This is a genomic window from Pelagicoccus albus, assembly GCF_014230145.1.
Classification (GTDB): Bacteria; Verrucomicrobiota; Verrucomicrobiia; order Opitutales; family Opitutaceae; genus Pelagicoccus; species Pelagicoccus albus.
In genome coordinates, this window is the sequence record NZ_JACHVC010000012.1 from 741,818 (window position 1) to 759,475 (window position 17,658).

Genomic DNA, 17,658 nt, shown 5'->3' on the forward strand with positions numbered 1-17,658 from the left:
TTGTACGTTCCCTAATTCGGTTTGAGCACTTTCAAGCACCAGCGACCACACACCATAGACCGATTAACCTAGGACAACCACATAAACCATAGGGTCTCCTCGCGTGCCCCTAAACTAAAAGTCCGTTTGGACGAGCCACACTTACATCCCCAAATCGGAAGTCATGACTAAGGAAAACTCAAAAAAACGCTCTTTCCGCACAGGATCACTCATTCTCGCCAGTGCCTTCCTCGCTCTCGGTTTACTTACCTTGTTCTACACCAAGCATAGTGCAGAGCACTCTGTTTCAGACAAAAACACGGCGGTCGGCAAAACCCAATCTCATGCGAACATCTCACTGATTTCTAATAGCCATCTTGCCTGGCCGAGGAAGACAGGCCCCGAACCTGTACAACGCTATTTTCAAGAACCCGCCAAAGCCCTGGAGGTAGACCCGACTCGCATTGCCATTCGCGCTGCTTCCGAAGAATCCCTGATCGAAATTTGCGAGCAAATCGATGGTTCATTCCCGGTTGCCCACCCGCTCCCCGGCTGGATCTACATCGACACCAGCGAACTTTGGAGAAAAGTGAACAAGAACGAGCTCTGGTCCGCCAACGACTTTTCCAGAACCCTAACCATGGGGGTACTGGAAAACGCTTCTGTTTCATACGCGACTCCCGTCTTCTTCGACAATCTCGGGGATCCCTTGATGCCCCAGCAAGCTATCTTGCTCGGACTCTCTCCCAGCACCTCGGAAAGCCAGGCTATCGCTATTGCACAAGCATCTGCGCAAGGTTCGAACATCGAATTCATCGGCGAAACCAGACGAGACCTACTACTAAAGGTTTCCCTCAGCAACGGCTTCGACATTGTCGAGTTGGCGAATGAATTAAGCCACATGCCAGAGTTCATCTACGCCGAACCGGATATGCTGATGACCGGCCATATCCCAGCGGCCGAAGTCGGAAGCGTTGAAAATCCGGAAGGGGCTGAGCTTAATCTGGGAGAGGGGTACAAGCCAGACCCAAGCCTTGAGGATCCTCAATGGGGCGAGTCTCTTATCGCCATGCCAAACGACCCCCTTCTTTCCGCAAGCGGCGGTTGGGGTCTAGTAAACAGTACTTTGAGCGACTTCGACATGCACGCCTTGGAAGCGTGGGACTACACCACTGGCGATTCTTCTGTGATAGTAGTCGTCATCGACAATGGTATCGAACCGAGCCACCCAGACCTAAACCAATGGACCGGTAACGGAAAAGACTTCACCCCCGACCCCGTCACTGACGGCCGTCCTTACACTTCGAACGACAAGCATGGCACCGCGGTGGCAGGCTGTGTATCCGGAAAAATGAACAATGGCATCGGAGCCACCGGCATCGCCCCTTCTGTCAAGGTCGCCTCCGCCAGACCGCATTACAATGGCCAGTCAAACGGAAGCTTTAGCACCAGTTACTCCTGGGTCGCGAGCGCTATCAATTGGGCCCAAACCATCGGAGCCAAAGTCACAGTGAACAGCAACTCCTATGGCGGATCGTCCTCCGCCATAGCAAGTGCATATTCGAACACTCGAGCAGCTGGAATAACGCACTTCGCGGCGGCAGGGAACAGCGGAGCAGGTTCAATCAGCTACCCAAGCAATCTCAGCACAGTCTTGTCGATCGGGGCGTCCAGCAAGACAGGATCAAAAGCAAGTTTTTCCCAATACGGGACTGGCCTCGAATTCCTAGCTCCGGGACAGGCAGTCACTACCACAGACCGTACCGGATCCGCGGGATATAGCTCTAGCGATTACGCTACGGTAAATGGTACCTCATTTGCCACACCCTACGCAGGCGGTGTGGCGGCCCTGCTCTACTCATACAACAGTGAAATCACTCCGGACGAAGTCACTGCCGCCATGCGCAGTGGGTGCGTGGATATGGGTAACTCCGGCTACGACACCACAAATGGATACGGTCATCTCAGCGCTCGGAACGCCCTAGAGTTGATCGGCATTCAAGTAGAGGCGACTTCTATAAACGAGAAGGTTCTACTTTCCTGGTCAGATCCCGCAAACTCTGGCATGGCGAATAGCACTATCTACATTCGCTGCAGCACCAGCGGCTTCCCCGCAAGCAGCAGCGACGGCACCCAGGTCTACACAGGCACCGCTAGCCAGTTTGAACATACCGGACTAACCGCAGGCCAAACCTACTATTACACTTTCTGGGGCAACGACGGATCCTCCTACGCGAGTTTTGGAGCGTCAGTCACAGCTTCCATAGAGGCCGTGGGAGATGTTGTTCCCATTTTTCTACAAAATCTAGAATCTGGATACGTATCAAAGTGGCTTATAAACGACAGTGGGGTTCGCGTAGCTGGAGGACTCGCACACGGCTCGCCAATGAGCTCAGGATGGACGATCAAAACTACCGCCGACATGAATGGCGACGGGACCAAAGACCTCGTGCTGGAAAACTCAAACACAAGATTGGTCTCAAAATGGCTATTAAACGAATACGGTGAGAGAATATCCGGAGGACTCGTTCATTCGACACCCATGGGCAGCGGGTGGAGCGTTGTCGGAGCTGCCGACCTGAACGGAGACAGCATAGAGGACCTTCTCCTCGAGAATAGCTCCACAAGACTGGTCTCTAAATGGCTGATAAATTCGTCCGGTGTCAGGTCATCTGGAGGACTCGTCTATTCCAGCCCTATGGGCACGGGTTGGACCATAGCCGGAACAGCAGACTTAAATGGAGACGGAATTGATGATGTACTTCTGCAAAACGCCCAATCAGGCTACGTCTCAAAATGGCTCATAAACTCATCCGGTGTTCGAGCATCTGGGGGACTCGTTCATGCTAGCCCCATGAGTACAGGATGGAGTATAGCCGGAACTGCGGATCTGAATGGAGATGGAATCGAAGACGTCCTACTGCAAAACCTGAGAACAGGCTACGTATCCAAATGGCTGATAAATTCATCAGGCGTGCGCTCATCCGGCGGACTCGTTCACTCTAGTCCGATGAGCTCCGGTTGGAGCATTGTAGCGATAGGCGACTTGAACGCGGACAACATCGACGACATTATCCTTATGCATTCTGGAACCCAACTCGTATCGAAATGGATCCTCAACTCCTCAGGAGTCAGAAGCGAAGGTGGGCTCGTTCACGACTCAGCCATGGCGACGAACTGGGAAATCGCGGCATACGGCGACTAATCAAGAGTTCGACTTCCGAGCTGATGCGACTCACTTTCGAAAATAGTCCCGATTAGCCCATATATGCAGCAAAAGCATAACCCCATAGAAAGGGGCCGTTACGGCATATGCATGCTGACAGAAGAGTTCTACTAATTCGGAAAACGGACGCCCTAGCTCTTCTACAAAACGAAGTCCGAGTAGGAGAAACATTCCCACGAGCAGGGCACGGTTTACCCCAAAGAGAAGACCTGACCAATTTTCAGGATGACGTCTAAACGCCTGCAAAAGAGCCAGGCCAAGTCCGGCGGCCAAGACGCTCGCTACAACAAAAAGAGGCAGGATCATCGATTCCATCCTTCGTTCTGCAGTAGATGCTTGGACAAGCGAAAGCTCAGCGATAGCAAAGTCAGGGTAGGATTTACGCTAGCCCCACTGGCAAACACCCCATTCGAGAGAACGTAGCAATTTTCTGTTCCCCAAATTTTTAGATTGGAATCCACAACTCCTTCCTTTTCCGAATTAGAAATCGAACACCCCCCCATTGGATGGCAGGCCCATAGTTGCAAAGGGTCATACCTCAAGTTTCGTCCCCCCACAGCCAATGCAACGTCCTGCAAGGATTTATGGATACGTTCCGTTGTAGATTCGAAACCATTAAAGTCAGTACCAATTTTCAATCGAGCTACAGGATCTCCGAAACAATCCAAAGACTCACTGCTCAAACGAATGCAGTTTTCCTCAACAGCAGGCATCTCAAAATGCGCTGCCAGCCAGAGTCGGGGCAAATCCCTTCGGTTCAGGTTAAGACAAAACCCCCAAGCCCCAGTCGAGGGCTCGTATTCACGAAAATGATGACTCGTGGCAAGTATGTTGGTCTGCCGCGAATATCCCGTGTGCCAATCAAGATCCGCCCTGACACGAATCACTGGATGATCCATGTATCCCGTTCCTATTCGCGGATTACTCCAAAAACCATCGCGACCCACCATCGATCGACGAATTAGTAATAACCAACGCGAACACTCGATCGCACCAGAAGCTAGAATCAGCTTCGAAAACTCAACCCATCGCTCCTCTCCCCCCTTGCGAGATATCAACACCGCCTCAGGGTTGCCCCTCGAGTCAAACCGAGCCAAGCGACAAGTCGCATCAGTTTCTATTCGAACGTTAGATCTGCTCGCAAGTCGGGGAACCAACGTGGCTCTGGGAGACCAGCGAGCCTGAATGGGACACAGATTACACGTGCCGATCTCATTGCAATTGCTGCGGCGGCCGTAGGGCCTAGAATTACGAGCTTGAGGGTAGGGATGCCAAACAACCCCGATATGCTTGCTGCGGCACGCTACCCCTTTCTCGTACGGTGACCACTCAAACGGCGGCAACGGGTAAGGTTTCGAGCGGAAAGAATCAGCCGGGTTGGAAGCCTCTCCGGCCGCCCCTAGAAAATACTCCGCTTCTGAATAATAAGGCTCAATCTCTTCGTATCCAAAAGGCCAATCTTTACCTACCCCAAATTTCGAGCTAAGTTTAAAGTCTGTTTCATTCCAACGCGGAATATAGCCTTCCCAAGCCTCAGTCCCTCCACCTAGCGCTTTGACCCTGGAAAGCTGCACATTGTATGCTCGTGATGAATCGACCTCAAAAAGATCTCTGGTTTCATCATACCATTTCAACTTTCGCCAATCACCCACTGGATTAGAAGAGCCAGCCTCAAGCACGAGGCAATCGTGCCCTTCCGCTGACAGTTTATCCGCAAGCGACAACCCGGCAATCCCACCTCCCACTATAACGTACTCTGCAGAGTCAGATTTCATCGATTCGAACCAAAGTAGTTTCGATTCATATATACGTGAACAATAAGACTAAATGCATATACGGGGAAGACCCCAGATTCTACATACCGTATCCAGAAAAACAGCTCACTGCGTTCGCTCCATAACAAAAGAGAAAGGTGCAAAAAAACGACCAAAGGAAAAAGAGTCAGCAAGAGCCGATTGGTAAAATGAACAGTAGCGCCCCAGCGCTTGTCGCGAACGCTTCGATTCAATCGGAAAATAAAATATGAAACAACCCCGCTAAAAACAGTCGACACCCAAAACAATTTTCCCGCCGTATCCATTAATTGGACTTCCTAAAGTCATTTAAGAGTTCAGTTAACTCGCCTTCACACTCAAGCAGTTCAGGTTGCCATTCACGCCCCAAACGCAGATACCCCGACGAGACGCCCCTCCTTTCCGCTTCCTCAATCCATCTCTCGCAATCAGAGAGTCCAAGCGCTTTCTCTACTAGGGCGAACCAAACAAACCGAGCACCCACTCCACCCTTGCTTGAAAGATACCCCGGATAAAGATCAGCCAACCCTCGGAAAGCGTTAATCGCAATGTTAGCGTCCCCGCTCAAGACGGATGCCACTCCAGCCATGAAAACCCAGAAAGGAGCAGGTAGTTCATGCGGTACAACGCTCGCCAAACACTGTTTCCCGTTATCTCGTTTACCAGTCAAGCAGCAGCAGAGAGAGCTCCTAATCAAATCGAGTTGGCTTACAGGCTCTCCAAGAGATATCAGCGCGTCCCTCAAGCCTTCCCCTCCAGAGTTAACTGAGATCTCGAAACGAGAAATCAAACTAATGACGTTTTGATCTTTCGATTCAGAAGAACGACGGAGCAGGTTGAGACAAGATGCCCATTCTTTCCTCAAGGCCTCGCAAGAGTCGAGCAACGGGATCTCGTATATTCGCTCGCTGTAGAAGCTGGTGGCATAGACAAGAGCTCCATTCGTGAAACTCTCGTCCCGCTCGCACATTGCCTGCAACACCAACTCAACCAGATCAGGTCTTCGAACTTCAACCAACAATCTTAAATAAGCGGGCCAATGACGACTTGACATCCGAGAGCTTGAAAAATCTTTCTGGAGGCACTCAAAAGCCATATCGATCCTCCCAGCGGCCCAAAAACCAAGCCCCAAAGAGCTGAGCAGGTCAACACCTTCGTCCACTCTAGCGATTTCCCCTATCAATTCTCTCGCCATACCATCATCTTTCAACTTGACGCTTAGATTCGCCATGCGACTCACCATAGCCGAACTTTGCGATCTACTGTTCCAGTCGAGCTGATAGAGAGCGGCAGCCTCCCGCAATTTTCCCTTTCCCTCTAGTATAATTGCCGCCCTACTCGCGACGTCCTCATCATTTGGATACCGCTTTTTCAAAACCTCTGCGACTGTAAGTATGTCGGAGGTGTTTTCGAAACATCTGACTTGAAGTAAAGCGATCTCATTTTGCGAGGAGGTACCCTCCGCTTGCCCCTCAAGATCAAGGGATAATCTGATTTGCCCTACATAAGACTGATCTAAATCCTTGCCGCAGACAGCCATAGCCTCAAGCCATCTACCTACGGTGCTTGCGAATCGACCGGGACGAACCAAAGCCCTGTTCCAAGAGATCTCCTGTCGCGCTTTCGCAACTACGGAAATCCACTCTCCAGCCAAAACGCTATCGAGCAATTCTTCCACCACTGCGTCCCAACGCTCAACTCCAAAACCGGAGTAGGCAAGTGACACGAGCTCAAAAGCCATGCGTCTCAATTCTTCTGAAACGAATCCACTGACCGGAGACTTCAAATCAGCGAGTAACTCGAAGAAAACCGTAGTACAAATCGGACTACCAGACCAACGAAAAACAGTATAAAGCTGTTCGTACTCGCTGGCCTCATTAACCGGATGTAAGAAGACGAGTTTCTCAGGCTCGCCGGATCGACGACAACGATCGACCATTTTCCACAAAGTACCGCCTTCCGGCCTCACGCTCCCAGCTTCAACTGGGGTCGACTCGTTGAAATAAGCATTAATCGAATTCCAAAGTTTTCGAGGTGAATCGAGCTTACGGCCGACTTGATACGGATAGCGCAGTCCCGAGCGCAAATACTCGATTGGGGAAGGACATCGGGAAGAAATGATCTTCAAGCGACAGCCTGCACTTCGGGCGGCTACGGCCAACGCATGTGAGTGGATGAAATCATCAACCAAGGCCACACAAACAGAATATGGTGCCAACCGCTCACCCCAACTGTCCATTGTACTAACCATCAGCTCCTCGCGGTCGATGCGTAGAACCCTTCGCCCAAGTTCGGACATTTGCTGGAAAACCAACGATACGAGCCGGTCACCCTTCGTCACCCCAACCCACAAGAACAAGGCATCATCATGAACATCGTCCGATAAATTTTCTTGTGCTGGCTCGCTCCACGGACACTCCCAAATGAACGCGTAAGCCCTCGCTTCAAGCAAAGGAGTGCCAAAAGGCAGGTCCTCTGGAGTCATGTAGGAGAAGACCTTTCTCACGCCCAATGCTCCAACTCCCTCCATCGCAGTACGAAAACCACCCAGTTCATCGATCAACGGCATCGCCGCAGAATAAAAACGATGAGACCAGTTGCGATTCTGCAAATCGAAAATGCTAGCAAAAGACACGAGCTCAACTTCAGCAGGCAATTCGTCGTAAGCGTAGATCTTCTCACGATCTAACTTTCGGCCCCAGCGCTGCTCCAGTTTTTCAATACAGCCTTCGCCCCCGTCGCTAACGAGGAATCCAAAAGAGCTTTCGTCGAACAGCTTCGCCGCCGAAGCATCCCAATACCGGAAGGGCAGCTCAAGGGCGCTTTCCAAATCAAATGCGAGCGAAGCGGGCTTTTGGGGATCCTCCATGGTATGCAAAGGGCTAAACAGACCCAAAACAATTGCTAGGTCAACGCTTCAGGCGACCACAGCTAATTGATAGGCTACTTGGAAGAACGAAGCAGGTCTGGGCTCGCGAACGCAGACGCCTCGCATCTGGGAAAACTGGCCTCATCCAAGCCGATGTCGATCTCTCCACCCGCCGCTTTGACGATCGCAAGTCCCGCTGCTACGTCCCAAAAGTAGATTCCGCTCTCGTTATAGGCGTCCAGCCAGCCCCTCGCTACCCAAGCCAAGGAGAGTGCAGCAGACCCAAGCAACCTAACTTTGCGGAACTTCTGCATCGAGTCGACAAACGCCCTAAGCTCTTCGGACTCGTAACTTCTGCCGCTGGGAAATCCCGTCGCTAGAACTCCTCGGCTGGGCTTGGTTTCACCACTTACTCGGATCGGCTCTCCATTACACTTCGCTCCAAGGTCAGGCCCTCCAGAGTAAAGCTGGCCCCGTTCGAAATCATAAACTACCCCTAGTACAGGCTCCATTCGATCCCAAAGGGCGATCGAAACACAACAAAGCGGGATACCTTTCGTGTAATTAATGGTGCCGTCCAACGGATCGACCACCCAAACCAAACCACTTTTCAGCAGAGTCATTGCCTCTTCACTGAGGTCTTCCTCGCTCAAGATTGGAATACCGGATGATTCTAAAACTCCTATGATCCTGTGGTTAGCATTCAGATCAGCTTCCGATTTGATATCGTGCGGCAGCTCTTTAACAATCGAGAACCCACGAGCAGAGAGAGCTATACCCGCACTCTTCGCGGCGTCTTCTGCGAATGAAAGCCAATTCAACTTCTCCTCAATCGACTTAATCATAGATAACGACATTCTGGACTGAAGGCCTCGCCTATGATGCAAACCTCACCCCAGCAGCACTTTCAGCCGTTTCAATGCAGCTGCGATCACTTGATGCATATCGTAGTAGCGATATTCTCCCAATCTTCCGCCAAACACAACCTTTCCTTCCATTTCCTTCATCAGGGATTTGTATTTCGCGAAAACAGCTTGGTTTTCTCCGGTGTTCACGGGATAAAACTCTATATCACCCAACTTCCAGTCACTTGGGTACTCTTTCGTGATCAGAGTCTTTTCTTTGGAAAAGCTCAAATCGAAGTGTTTGTGCTCAACGATACGGGTGTACGGGATCTGCTCCTCGGTATAATTGACTGCCGCCACACCTTGGAAATCAGGCGTATCCAAAAGCTCACGTTCGAAACGGAGGGAGCGGTACTCAAGCGGCCCTTCGCTGTAACCAAAAAATGAATCAGGCGACCCCGTGTAGATGACATGGTCGAATTTCTCTAACCAGGAGTCCCTGTCCTCAAGAAAATCAACCCCAAACTCAACCGGTATGCCCTCCAGCATACGTTCGAATATCTTGGTGTAGCCCTCCTTGGGTATCCCTTGGTATTGGTCGTTGAAGTAGTTATCGTCGTACCGAAGTCTTATGGGCAAACGCTTGATCAACGAAGCCGGCAAGTCCTTCGGATCGTGATGCCATTGTTTCGCTGTGTATCCGCGAACAAACGTTTCGTATAGCTCCCTTCCTACTTGAGAAAGACACCACTCCTCCAGATTGGCTGGATCCGGGATATCTTCTCGCACCTCGGCGAGCTTAGCCTTCGCAGCTTCAGGAGTCACGACACCCCAGAGCTGATTTAAAGTCATCAAATTTATGGGAAACGAATAGTAGCTCCCTTTGAAATTCACTCTCGGGCGGTAGGAGAAATGATTGAATTCAGTAAAGCGGCGGATGTAGTTCCAGAGCTCTGTCGAGTTCGTATGGAAAATATGGGGACCATAAACGTGTTCATGGCAACCGGCCTCTTCAATCTTTCGGGTATAGCAGTTTCCACCAATGTGGTCCCTCTTTTCAATCACTTGGCAACTATGCCCAGCATCGGTTAGTTCCCTGGCGCACACACTTCCGAATAGTCCGGATCCCACGATTAGATACCTTTTACCCATTACGTAACCGAAGATCACTTTTACGTTTCAGTAAACCCATAAACACCCTAATCCTAGGTCCTTTACCAGATTATTAGCAAATGGCATGAATTTCGGGACAATATCGCTGCCCGGTGGGGGCTCGCAACTTTCTCATGGCGTAACAAGGAGAGAACCACATTTTTTTAACTAGGAGTATCCAACTGCAGGAGACGTGTATTTCGAGCTCCACGGAACGAGAGAACCAGTCAATCTTCTGCAGAAACCGGTCATTGCGAGGATTATACTGGAAACCACCTGCTTCCTTTTCATAAATCACTCTCCTTATGAAGGTACTCGTCGTAGGTGGAGCTGGCTACATTGGAAGCCATTGCGTTCGTCAACTTCAGGCCGCCGGGCATACGCCTGTCGTCCTCGATAATCTTGTTAAAGGGCACAAGGATTCCATCCCCTCGGGTGTGACCTTCTACGAAACTGATTTGGCAGATTCGGCCCAAGTCATCGATATCCTGAAAAAGGAGGAGATCGATATCGTGATGCACTTCGCAGCCTTCATCGAAGTCGGCGAATCCATGCAGGATCCACTCAAGCACTACGATAACAACGTTGCCAAAACAGTCTCTCTGCTGAAGTCGATGCGTGAGGCTGGCGTAAATAAATTCGTATTCTCCTCATCCTGCACAGTGCTAGGTGAGGAAGCCGCTCCGCCTTTCACCGAAGCGATGCCGCTCCGTCCGATTAGCGCTTACGGTCAAACGAAGGCGGACGTGGAAGTCATCCTCGACTACTGCTGCAAGGCCTACGGCATGAGCGCCGCCATCTTCCGATACTTTAATGCGTCCGGCGCAGCCGTGGGTGGGATGATTGGCGAAGACCACTCGCCGGAAACGCATCTAATCCCGATCGCTATCCAAGTAGCCCTCGGACAACGGGAGAAAATGAAAGTGTTCGGAAACGACTACCCCACGCCAGACGGCACCTGCCTACGCGACTACGTCCATGTCGACGATTTGTCACGCGCCCACATAGCCGCCTTCCCTAAGCTTGAAGAGGAAGGAACCTACCTTCGCTACAACCTCGGTACCGGCACACCAGCTAGCGTTTTGGAAATCATAAAAACGGTGGAGGAAGTTTCAGGCTGTCCGGTCCCATATGATCTCGCGCCAAAAAGAGACGGCGATGTTCCCTCCGCCTACGCCGACAGCATCAAAGCAAAAACCGAACTGGGCTGGGATCCGCAATACCCAACCATAAAGTCCATCATCGAGACCGCTTGGAAATGGCATCAGTCTCATCCAAATGGATACGACGATAAGTAGTTAAAATTTGGTAAATATTCTGTAACCAAGATCTTGTTACAGGGTAAACTTCACCTCATTAGCATTTCCCACCCCTCGCTTAGGTATTATCTCCAAGGCGAGGGGTGTTGCTTTTCCTAGATTGGGTTTCAAGGATAACGGAAGCTTTTGTCTTCCACCGATCCTAACCCACAAAATATGGAGAGACTCGATTCCACAGATTCCGACGTCGCGGGAGAGCGAACCCTCGCTCACTCCCTGATGGAATACTCGAGCGAAGGGATCATAGTGATCGATAGGACTGGGCGAATAAGACAGCTCAACAAGCAGGCTAAGAACACACTGGGGACAATCGGCAGTCCCTACGTTGGTCAGGACATAAACGATATCTTTGTCGTCACAGATCCCGTTTCGGGAAATCGTCTTAACATAGCCGAAGAAAGGTATCGCAACCCCCAACTCGCGCACGCCCAAGCTAACCTCCAGGTCGGGCCTAGCAAATCGACCCCGATTAGCTTCCACCTAAAACCTAATCAAAACTTGGAGCATCCTGAAGATTCGGGAGCCATACTTTTCTTCAAGGACCTGAGCCACGCGGTCACTACCGAAAACCAAATACGGCTAATCGCAACCGCCCTGAAAAGCATTGGGGAAGCGGTACTAATAACCGATGCCCATTGGGATCGCGGGGAAGCTCGCATACTGTATTCCAACGATGGGTTTTCCCAAATAACCGGATACACCGAACTGGAAGTTGTGGGACGTCCGATCTCACTACTGAACGGTCCAGCCACAGACTTAAGTGTAATCGAGGGAATGGTTACTACGATTCAGGCAGGCAAACCCGCCTCTGGCGAAACCGTGGGGTACCGAAAGAACGGAGCGGAATTTATAATATCCTGGAAACTCTTCCCCGTGAGAGGGCCAGATGGCCAAACAACAAACTACGTGGTCATTCAGCGCGACGTCTCTCACCTTCGTCGACTCGAACAAGACCTTTTCCAATCTCAAAAAATGGAAGCGGTCGGCAGATTGGCTGGGGGAATCGCCCATGACTTCAATAATATACTAGCGGTCATTCTCTCATTCTCGGACCTAATCATAGAAAAGACCGAAACCGAGGACCCGAACCGAAAGTTCGTCGAGGAGATTCGCAAAGCATCGGAGCGAGCAGCAGACCTGACCCAACAACTCCTATCCTTCTCCCGCAGAAACAAAAATCTCAAACCAGAGGTTTTGGACGCGATAAAGGTCACTCGGGATATGCAGAAGATCCTCGGAAGACTCGTGCCGGAAAATATCCAATACGATCTGCGCCTCCCTGAAAACCCGGTCTTTGTAAATATCAATCGCACTGCGATCGAGCAGATCCTCATAAACTTCACGACCAACGCTCGCGATGCGATGAGCGAAGGCGGACGGATGGAGCTTTCGATGATCAGCTACGATGCCGAGCAAGCAGCCGTAATGCTCCCCGACTATATGGAAGAAGGGCCTTACATGGCCCTAACCTTTCAAGACACCGGTACCGGCATAGACATCGAAACCCAAAAACGGATCTTCGATCCTTTCTTCACCACTAAGGAACATGGGAAAGGAACAGGACTTGGGCTGGCCACGGTCTACAGCATCGTCAAACAGGCGAACGGACACATAGAGGTCGCCTCTGAGAAGGGCAAAGGAACCCGCTTCCGCATCTTGCTTCCCATCGTCGAAAGAGCCCCATCAGAGCAGGAAACAGTTGATGAGGATTTGCCCGAAAACCTCACTTCGACCGAACGCGAATCTATCCTAGTCGTAGAAGACGACGAAACGATGTGCGATTGCATCTCCGGTTTATTGGGGATGTACAACTACCAAGTCTACTCGACCAACCAAGCTGAGGACGCCTTGGACTTTTTCGAAGAGTCGCACGAGGAGATAAAGCTGCTTATCACAGATCTGATCCTTCCCAAAATGAGAGGATCAGAACTGGCCGAACGTCTCCTGAAGAAAAATCCAGGAATGAAGCTCATTGTCATGACCGGATATTCCGAGGAGCTGCTTTCCCAATTCGAAATCCCGGATGGAGCTCTGGTACTGAAAAAGCCATTCGCCCTAAAAGCAGCCCTCAAGGCAGTTCAGACCATTCTCGCTAAAGACCACGCTCCTGCCCGCTAGGTCGAATTGGCAGCCGCCTAGAGCGGAAAAGGTCTAGGATACGAACGTTCGCGAAAGAAACGTAAATCCGCCCAACCAAGTTCAGGCTCTGAGTAATATTAACCAGATCTTAGAGCGAAAAGTCGTCCTTTCCGCTCAAGGAGATGCCCAAGAGCGACGATGCATCCCGATACGGTTACCGTTTACTTATACCTATCCCACAATCGAATTTTGATATCATGGCGTGGTCATCTGACGAAATAAACACCTTCGAGGAAATAGCCTCCAAACTCACTTCCGAGGCTCATCTCGCCCAGCCAGACACTGACAACGGGCTGATTCCTATCTTCAGCTTGGTCAACGAGATAACCTGGTCTCTGCCGCAGCACCCAGACATTCTGCAAGGTGTCGCTGCTATTCAGGAGGTAATCCAGAGCATGCTCGACGAGGCAAAGTTCTTCGACGAAGAGTCTATCGCCGCCATGAAAAAATTCGCCAAGTGGTGCGGCGATGCCGTCGAAAGCCTACGCAACGAGACGGATATTCAGCCTTACGGAGACGCTCCAGTCGAAAAAGCAATCACTGAGGAGTCACCTAAAGAAGAGCCAGAGGTAACCAAAATGCCCGGTTTCGGCGATATCGACTTCTCAAGCGTTGAATTGCCAGACGAGTCCCCTACCTCCGACGAATCAGTTGCGGACATTGAGACTCAGAAAACAAAGCTTCCGAGCTTCGACGATATTGATTTCTCCTCCGCGGAACTGCCTTCAAATGAAAAAGAGGAAGCGGAAATCGAAGAAACCATAACCTTCGAATCACCGAGCCAACCTCTTGAGATGCCCGCCAACGGAGGCTTGGAAGTCATCGAAGAATCGGAGCCAGACTTCGAGATGGGCTGGAAAATCGAGCAAATCGAAAGGTTCTCCAAGCTCGCCCAACAATTTTCTGCGGAACTCCTTCTCGCTTCCGTCGGAAACGACGAAGGAATCCTCCCAGTCTACTCGCTGCTTAAGGATTTCGAAAACGACTTCTCTCAAACCAACGTGGTTGCAGAGGCGGTCACTCCAGTTGTCGAGAAGATGGATTCGCTGCTCGATTCGGCAGCTCCCTACGACGCTTTCGCCATCTCGATTTTGACCGAGTTCAACGTATGGCTGGAGACAACCCTCTCCGACATTCGCAGCGGGAACGATCCACGCCCATTTTCTCCTTCCAAAGAAGCTCCCGTGACCGAGCCTGATTCCGTCGAGGAATCGAGCGAAATCGAGGACGACGGTCTGCTGGCGGAATTCGCCCAGTTCGACGTGATCATGGATCTCAACATGGAGGAAAACGAAGAACTCCTCCAAGAATTCCATACCGAAGCGGTCGACCATCTCGGACAAATAGAATCAGCCGTTTTGGAACTCGAGCAAGACGTCCACAATCGGGACGCTATCAACTCCATGTTCCGCTCCTTCCACACGATCAAGGGAGTAGCAGGCTTCTTAAATCTGGTTCCCATCAACCGGCTTGCCCACGAAGTGGAATCTCTCATGGATCTGGTTCGTAACGACAAGATCGAGGTCTTCACTGGCGTTATCGACCTCGTGCTCGCGTCGAAGGACCGGATTACCCAGCTGATCGAACAAATTACCGAAGCCCTCTCTAACGGCACAACTCCTACCGAAACCATCGCAGTAAGCGAATTGATGGCCCAAGCCCGTTGGGCAATGGAAGGCGAAGAAATTTACGCCAGCAAAACTGGGCAATCCTCGCCTAAACCAAAAGCAGACCCTGCCAAGCCCGCAGAGGAAGCGGCTGACGCCTCCGCAGTTGAATTCGAGGCAGCTGAATCTAATCCGACTGATTTGGTAGCGGAGCCCTCTCCCATCGCGACTCCTCCTTCACAAACGCAGGAAGCAGTCGTAGACCCGAAAGCTGCCGCTGCCGCCAAGCGACGGGCCGCGGAAAACGCGACTATCCGAGTCAATACCATCAAGCTCGACAACCTCATGGATATGGTCGGCGAACTGGTTATCGTACAGAGCCAGATCCTCGAGAGTTCCCGTCAGGAAGGTGAAAACAGCGTGTCAGGAGACTCCGCTTTGCAGCGAAACATGTCTCAGCTCACTCGCATCACAAAGGAGTTGCAGCATACCTCTATGGCTCTGCGCATGATTCCTATCAAGCCGAGCTTCCAGAAGATGGGCCGCGTAGTTCGAGACATCGGCGCCAAGTGCGGCAAAAAGGTTCGTTTCGAAACCTACGGGGAAGACACCGAACTTGACCGCAACGTAGTCGAAGAAATCGGCGACCCTCTCGTGCACATGGTCCGAAACGCACTCGATCATGGCTTGGAAGCAAATGCCGAGGAACGTCGCGCTGCTGGTAAGGACGAAACGGGAACCATAAGCCTTAAGGCTTACCATCAAGGTTCTAGCATCGTAATTGAACTTTCCGACGACGGCCGTGGCATCGACCCGGACCGCGTCCTCAAAAAGGCGATCGCAAACGGGATCGTATCCGAATCCGACCAGCTTACCAACGAAGAGATCTACAAGCTCATCTTCGCGCCAGGCTTCTCCACTGCCGCTGAAATCACCGACATCTCCGGACGAGGAGTCGGCATGGACGTGGTTAAGAAAAACATCGAGAAGCTTCGCGGAAAGGTGGAGATCCAATCGGAATTGGGCAAAGGCTCTACCTTCCGCATCCTACTTCCACTCACCATGGCCATCGTCGATGGTTTAGTAGTCAAGGTAGGAAACGACCGTTTCATCCTGCCAACCACTTCAGTCAAAGTAGCCCTTCGCCCAGACGAACAAGTTTTGGCCAAAATCCAAGGCAACCAAGAGATCATCAATATCCGCGGTCAGGTAATCCCTCTCTTCCGCCTGCATCAACATTTCGCCATCCCAGACGCTATCGCCAACCCGAAAGACGCTACCATCGTAGTGGTCGAGACGGGAGGAAAGCCCTGCGGACTCCTCGTCGACGATATGGTCAGCAAACAGGAAGTCGTCATCAAGTCGCTCGGTGGCATGATGCAAGGCATCCCTGGCGTATCCGGCGGAGCTATTCTGGGAGACGGCACGATCGCCCTTATCCTCGATCCTGCAAGCCTCGTCTCAGTCGCATAAAGACCCATCGACGGAACTCATTTCTACTACTAACTTCAGTCCCGAATCCGCTAGCCGGAGTCGGGACTTTTTTTGCTCTACCAGTTCGAGACCGGCCCCTTCGGCACCTTAATCGCATCCTGGTTCTCCGGCACGCCGTGCGTAATAGACGAGTAGGGATCGACCGGACGGTACTTTTCCTGCAGCTCTCCGCTTTCGTCGCAAAACCGAAGCCGCCACTGCCGATAATCGGCCATGATTTCCTCAAAATGCTCCATGCTCGCAAGACGCACGGCCCGATCCTTGAAGAACTTGGAAGGTCCAAAACGTTTGGCATACCAGACTGCGACCTTTCGAAATTGGATGCAGCCTTTCAGTTCTCCATAGAATTCGATCATACGGGCCAAGTGCTCTCGCATCAATTCAACCCGCTGCTCGAAAGTGGGATCCGGCATTAGCTCGCCCGTATCGAGGTGGTGGCGAGTCTGCATGAAAATCCAAGGGTTGTAGAACGCGCCGCGGCCAATGCTCACTCCGTCGCATCCAGTCCGCTCCAGCATGATTCTGGCAGCCTCCGGGGTAGTCACATCCCCATTTCCTATCACAGGAATCGTTTTCACCGCTTCCTTCACCTTTCGGATACCTTCGAGATCCACTCCGCCTGAGAATCCTTGAGCCCGTGTACGGCCATGGATAAAAATCGCCGAAACACCCACGTCCTCCAGCGTACGGGCCAAGTCGGGAGCGGTGATGTTTTCCGAATCCCAACCGAGTCGCATCTTAGCCGTTACGGGAATTTTGACCGCCTCGATCATCCCTTTCACCAAATCGCGAGTCTTGTCCTGATCCTTCATCATGGAAGAACCGCTCCCGGTTTTGACCACCTTTTTGACCGGACAACCCATGTTGATGTCCACCGATTGGGCACCCTTCTCTTCAGCGATCACCGCAGCATCGCGCATCTCCTCTGGCACTCCGCCAAAAAGCTGTACCGCCATGGGCTGCTCGCGCACATCCGTAGCGATCATCTTGTAGGCGACCGCCCTTCCCTCCAGCAGCGAACGGGCATTGACCAAGTCAGTCGTCACCAGACCGAGCCCCCCGAGCGCCTTAACGGTAAGGCGAAACGGCAGATTCGTGTAGCCAGCCAAGGGCGACAGAAAGAGATTCGATTCGAGTTCTAGGCTTCCGATCTTCATTGCAATAGGAATCCCGTCACCAAACCGTCTCAGACATCGAGCACAAACCTATTCCGCGGTTTTGAGCTCTTAGGCAAA

The 17,658-nt window shown here is 51.6% G+C and carries 10 protein-coding genes; 4 read left to right on the forward strand and 6 right to left on the reverse strand.

The window, feature by feature from the left end; genetic code table 11:
• Positions 1-163 precede the first annotated feature (163 nt).
• Entirely contained in the window at positions 164-3,184 is a 3,021-nt protein-coding gene (locus tag H5P27_RS12885; RefSeq protein ID WP_185660810.1) for a S8 family serine peptidase, read from the forward strand.
• A gap of 30 nt (positions 3,185-3,214) precedes the next feature.
• On the opposite strand, the gene H5P27_RS12890 is transcribed toward H5P27_RS12885, so the two are convergent.
• From H5P27_RS12890 to glf, 5 genes are all read right to left on the reverse strand, one after another.
• Positions 3,215-3,520 (reverse strand): hypothetical protein, encoded by a 306-nt coding sequence (locus H5P27_RS12890; protein ID WP_185660811.1) that lies wholly within the window; start codon positions 3,518-3,520, stop codon positions 3,215-3,217.
• On the reverse strand, positions 3,508-4,980 hold the full coding sequence (locus tag H5P27_RS12895; RefSeq protein WP_185660812.1) for a GMC oxidoreductase: 1,473 nt from the start codon (positions 4,978-4,980) through the stop codon (positions 3,508-3,510). The genes H5P27_RS12890 and H5P27_RS12895 overlap by 13 nt, the downstream gene beginning before the upstream one ends.
• A 304-nt stretch (positions 4,981-5,284) precedes the next feature.
• Entirely contained in the window at positions 5,285-7,867 is a 2,583-nt protein-coding gene (locus H5P27_RS12900) for a hypothetical protein (protein WP_185660813.1), read from the reverse strand.
• A gap of 74 nt (positions 7,868-7,941) precedes the next feature.
• Entirely contained in the window at positions 7,942-8,712 is a 771-nt protein-coding gene (locus tag H5P27_RS12905) for an inositol monophosphatase family protein (RefSeq protein WP_185660814.1), read from the reverse strand.
• Between the two features lie 45 nt (positions 8,713-8,757).
• Positions 8,758-9,864: a UDP-galactopyranose mutase gene (glf, locus tag H5P27_RS12910; protein ID WP_185660815.1), complete on the reverse strand. Its 1,107-nt coding sequence runs from the start codon at positions 9,862-9,864 to the stop codon at positions 8,758-8,760.
• A gap of 305 nt (positions 9,865-10,169) precedes the next feature.
• On the opposite strand from glf, the gene galE reads away from it, so the two are divergent.
• From galE to H5P27_RS12925, 3 genes are all read left to right on the forward strand, one after another.
• Positions 10,170-11,162, forward strand: a complete 993-nt coding sequence (gene galE, locus H5P27_RS12915; protein WP_185660816.1) for a UDP-glucose 4-epimerase GalE — start codon at positions 10,170-10,172, stop codon at positions 11,160-11,162.
• A gap of 177 nt (positions 11,163-11,339) precedes the next feature.
• The gene (locus H5P27_RS12920) at positions 11,340-13,301 is read left to right on the forward strand and encodes a hybrid sensor histidine kinase/response regulator (RefSeq protein ID WP_185660817.1); all 1,962 of its coding nucleotides are present in this window, start codon (positions 11,340-11,342) and stop codon (positions 13,299-13,301) included.
• A gap of 218 nt (positions 13,302-13,519) precedes the next feature.
• Positions 13,520-16,402, forward strand: a complete 2,883-nt coding sequence (locus H5P27_RS12925) for a chemotaxis protein CheA (protein ID WP_221774704.1) — start codon at positions 13,520-13,522, stop codon at positions 16,400-16,402.
• A 77-nt stretch (positions 16,403-16,479) separates the two neighbouring features.
• Here the strand turns inward: H5P27_RS12925 and dusB are convergent, their stop codons facing one another.
• Positions 16,480-17,580: a tRNA dihydrouridine synthase DusB gene (dusB, locus tag H5P27_RS12930; RefSeq protein WP_185660818.1), complete on the reverse strand. Its 1,101-nt coding sequence runs from the start codon at positions 17,578-17,580 to the stop codon at positions 16,480-16,482.
• Between the last annotated feature and the right edge of the window lie 78 nt (positions 17,581-17,658).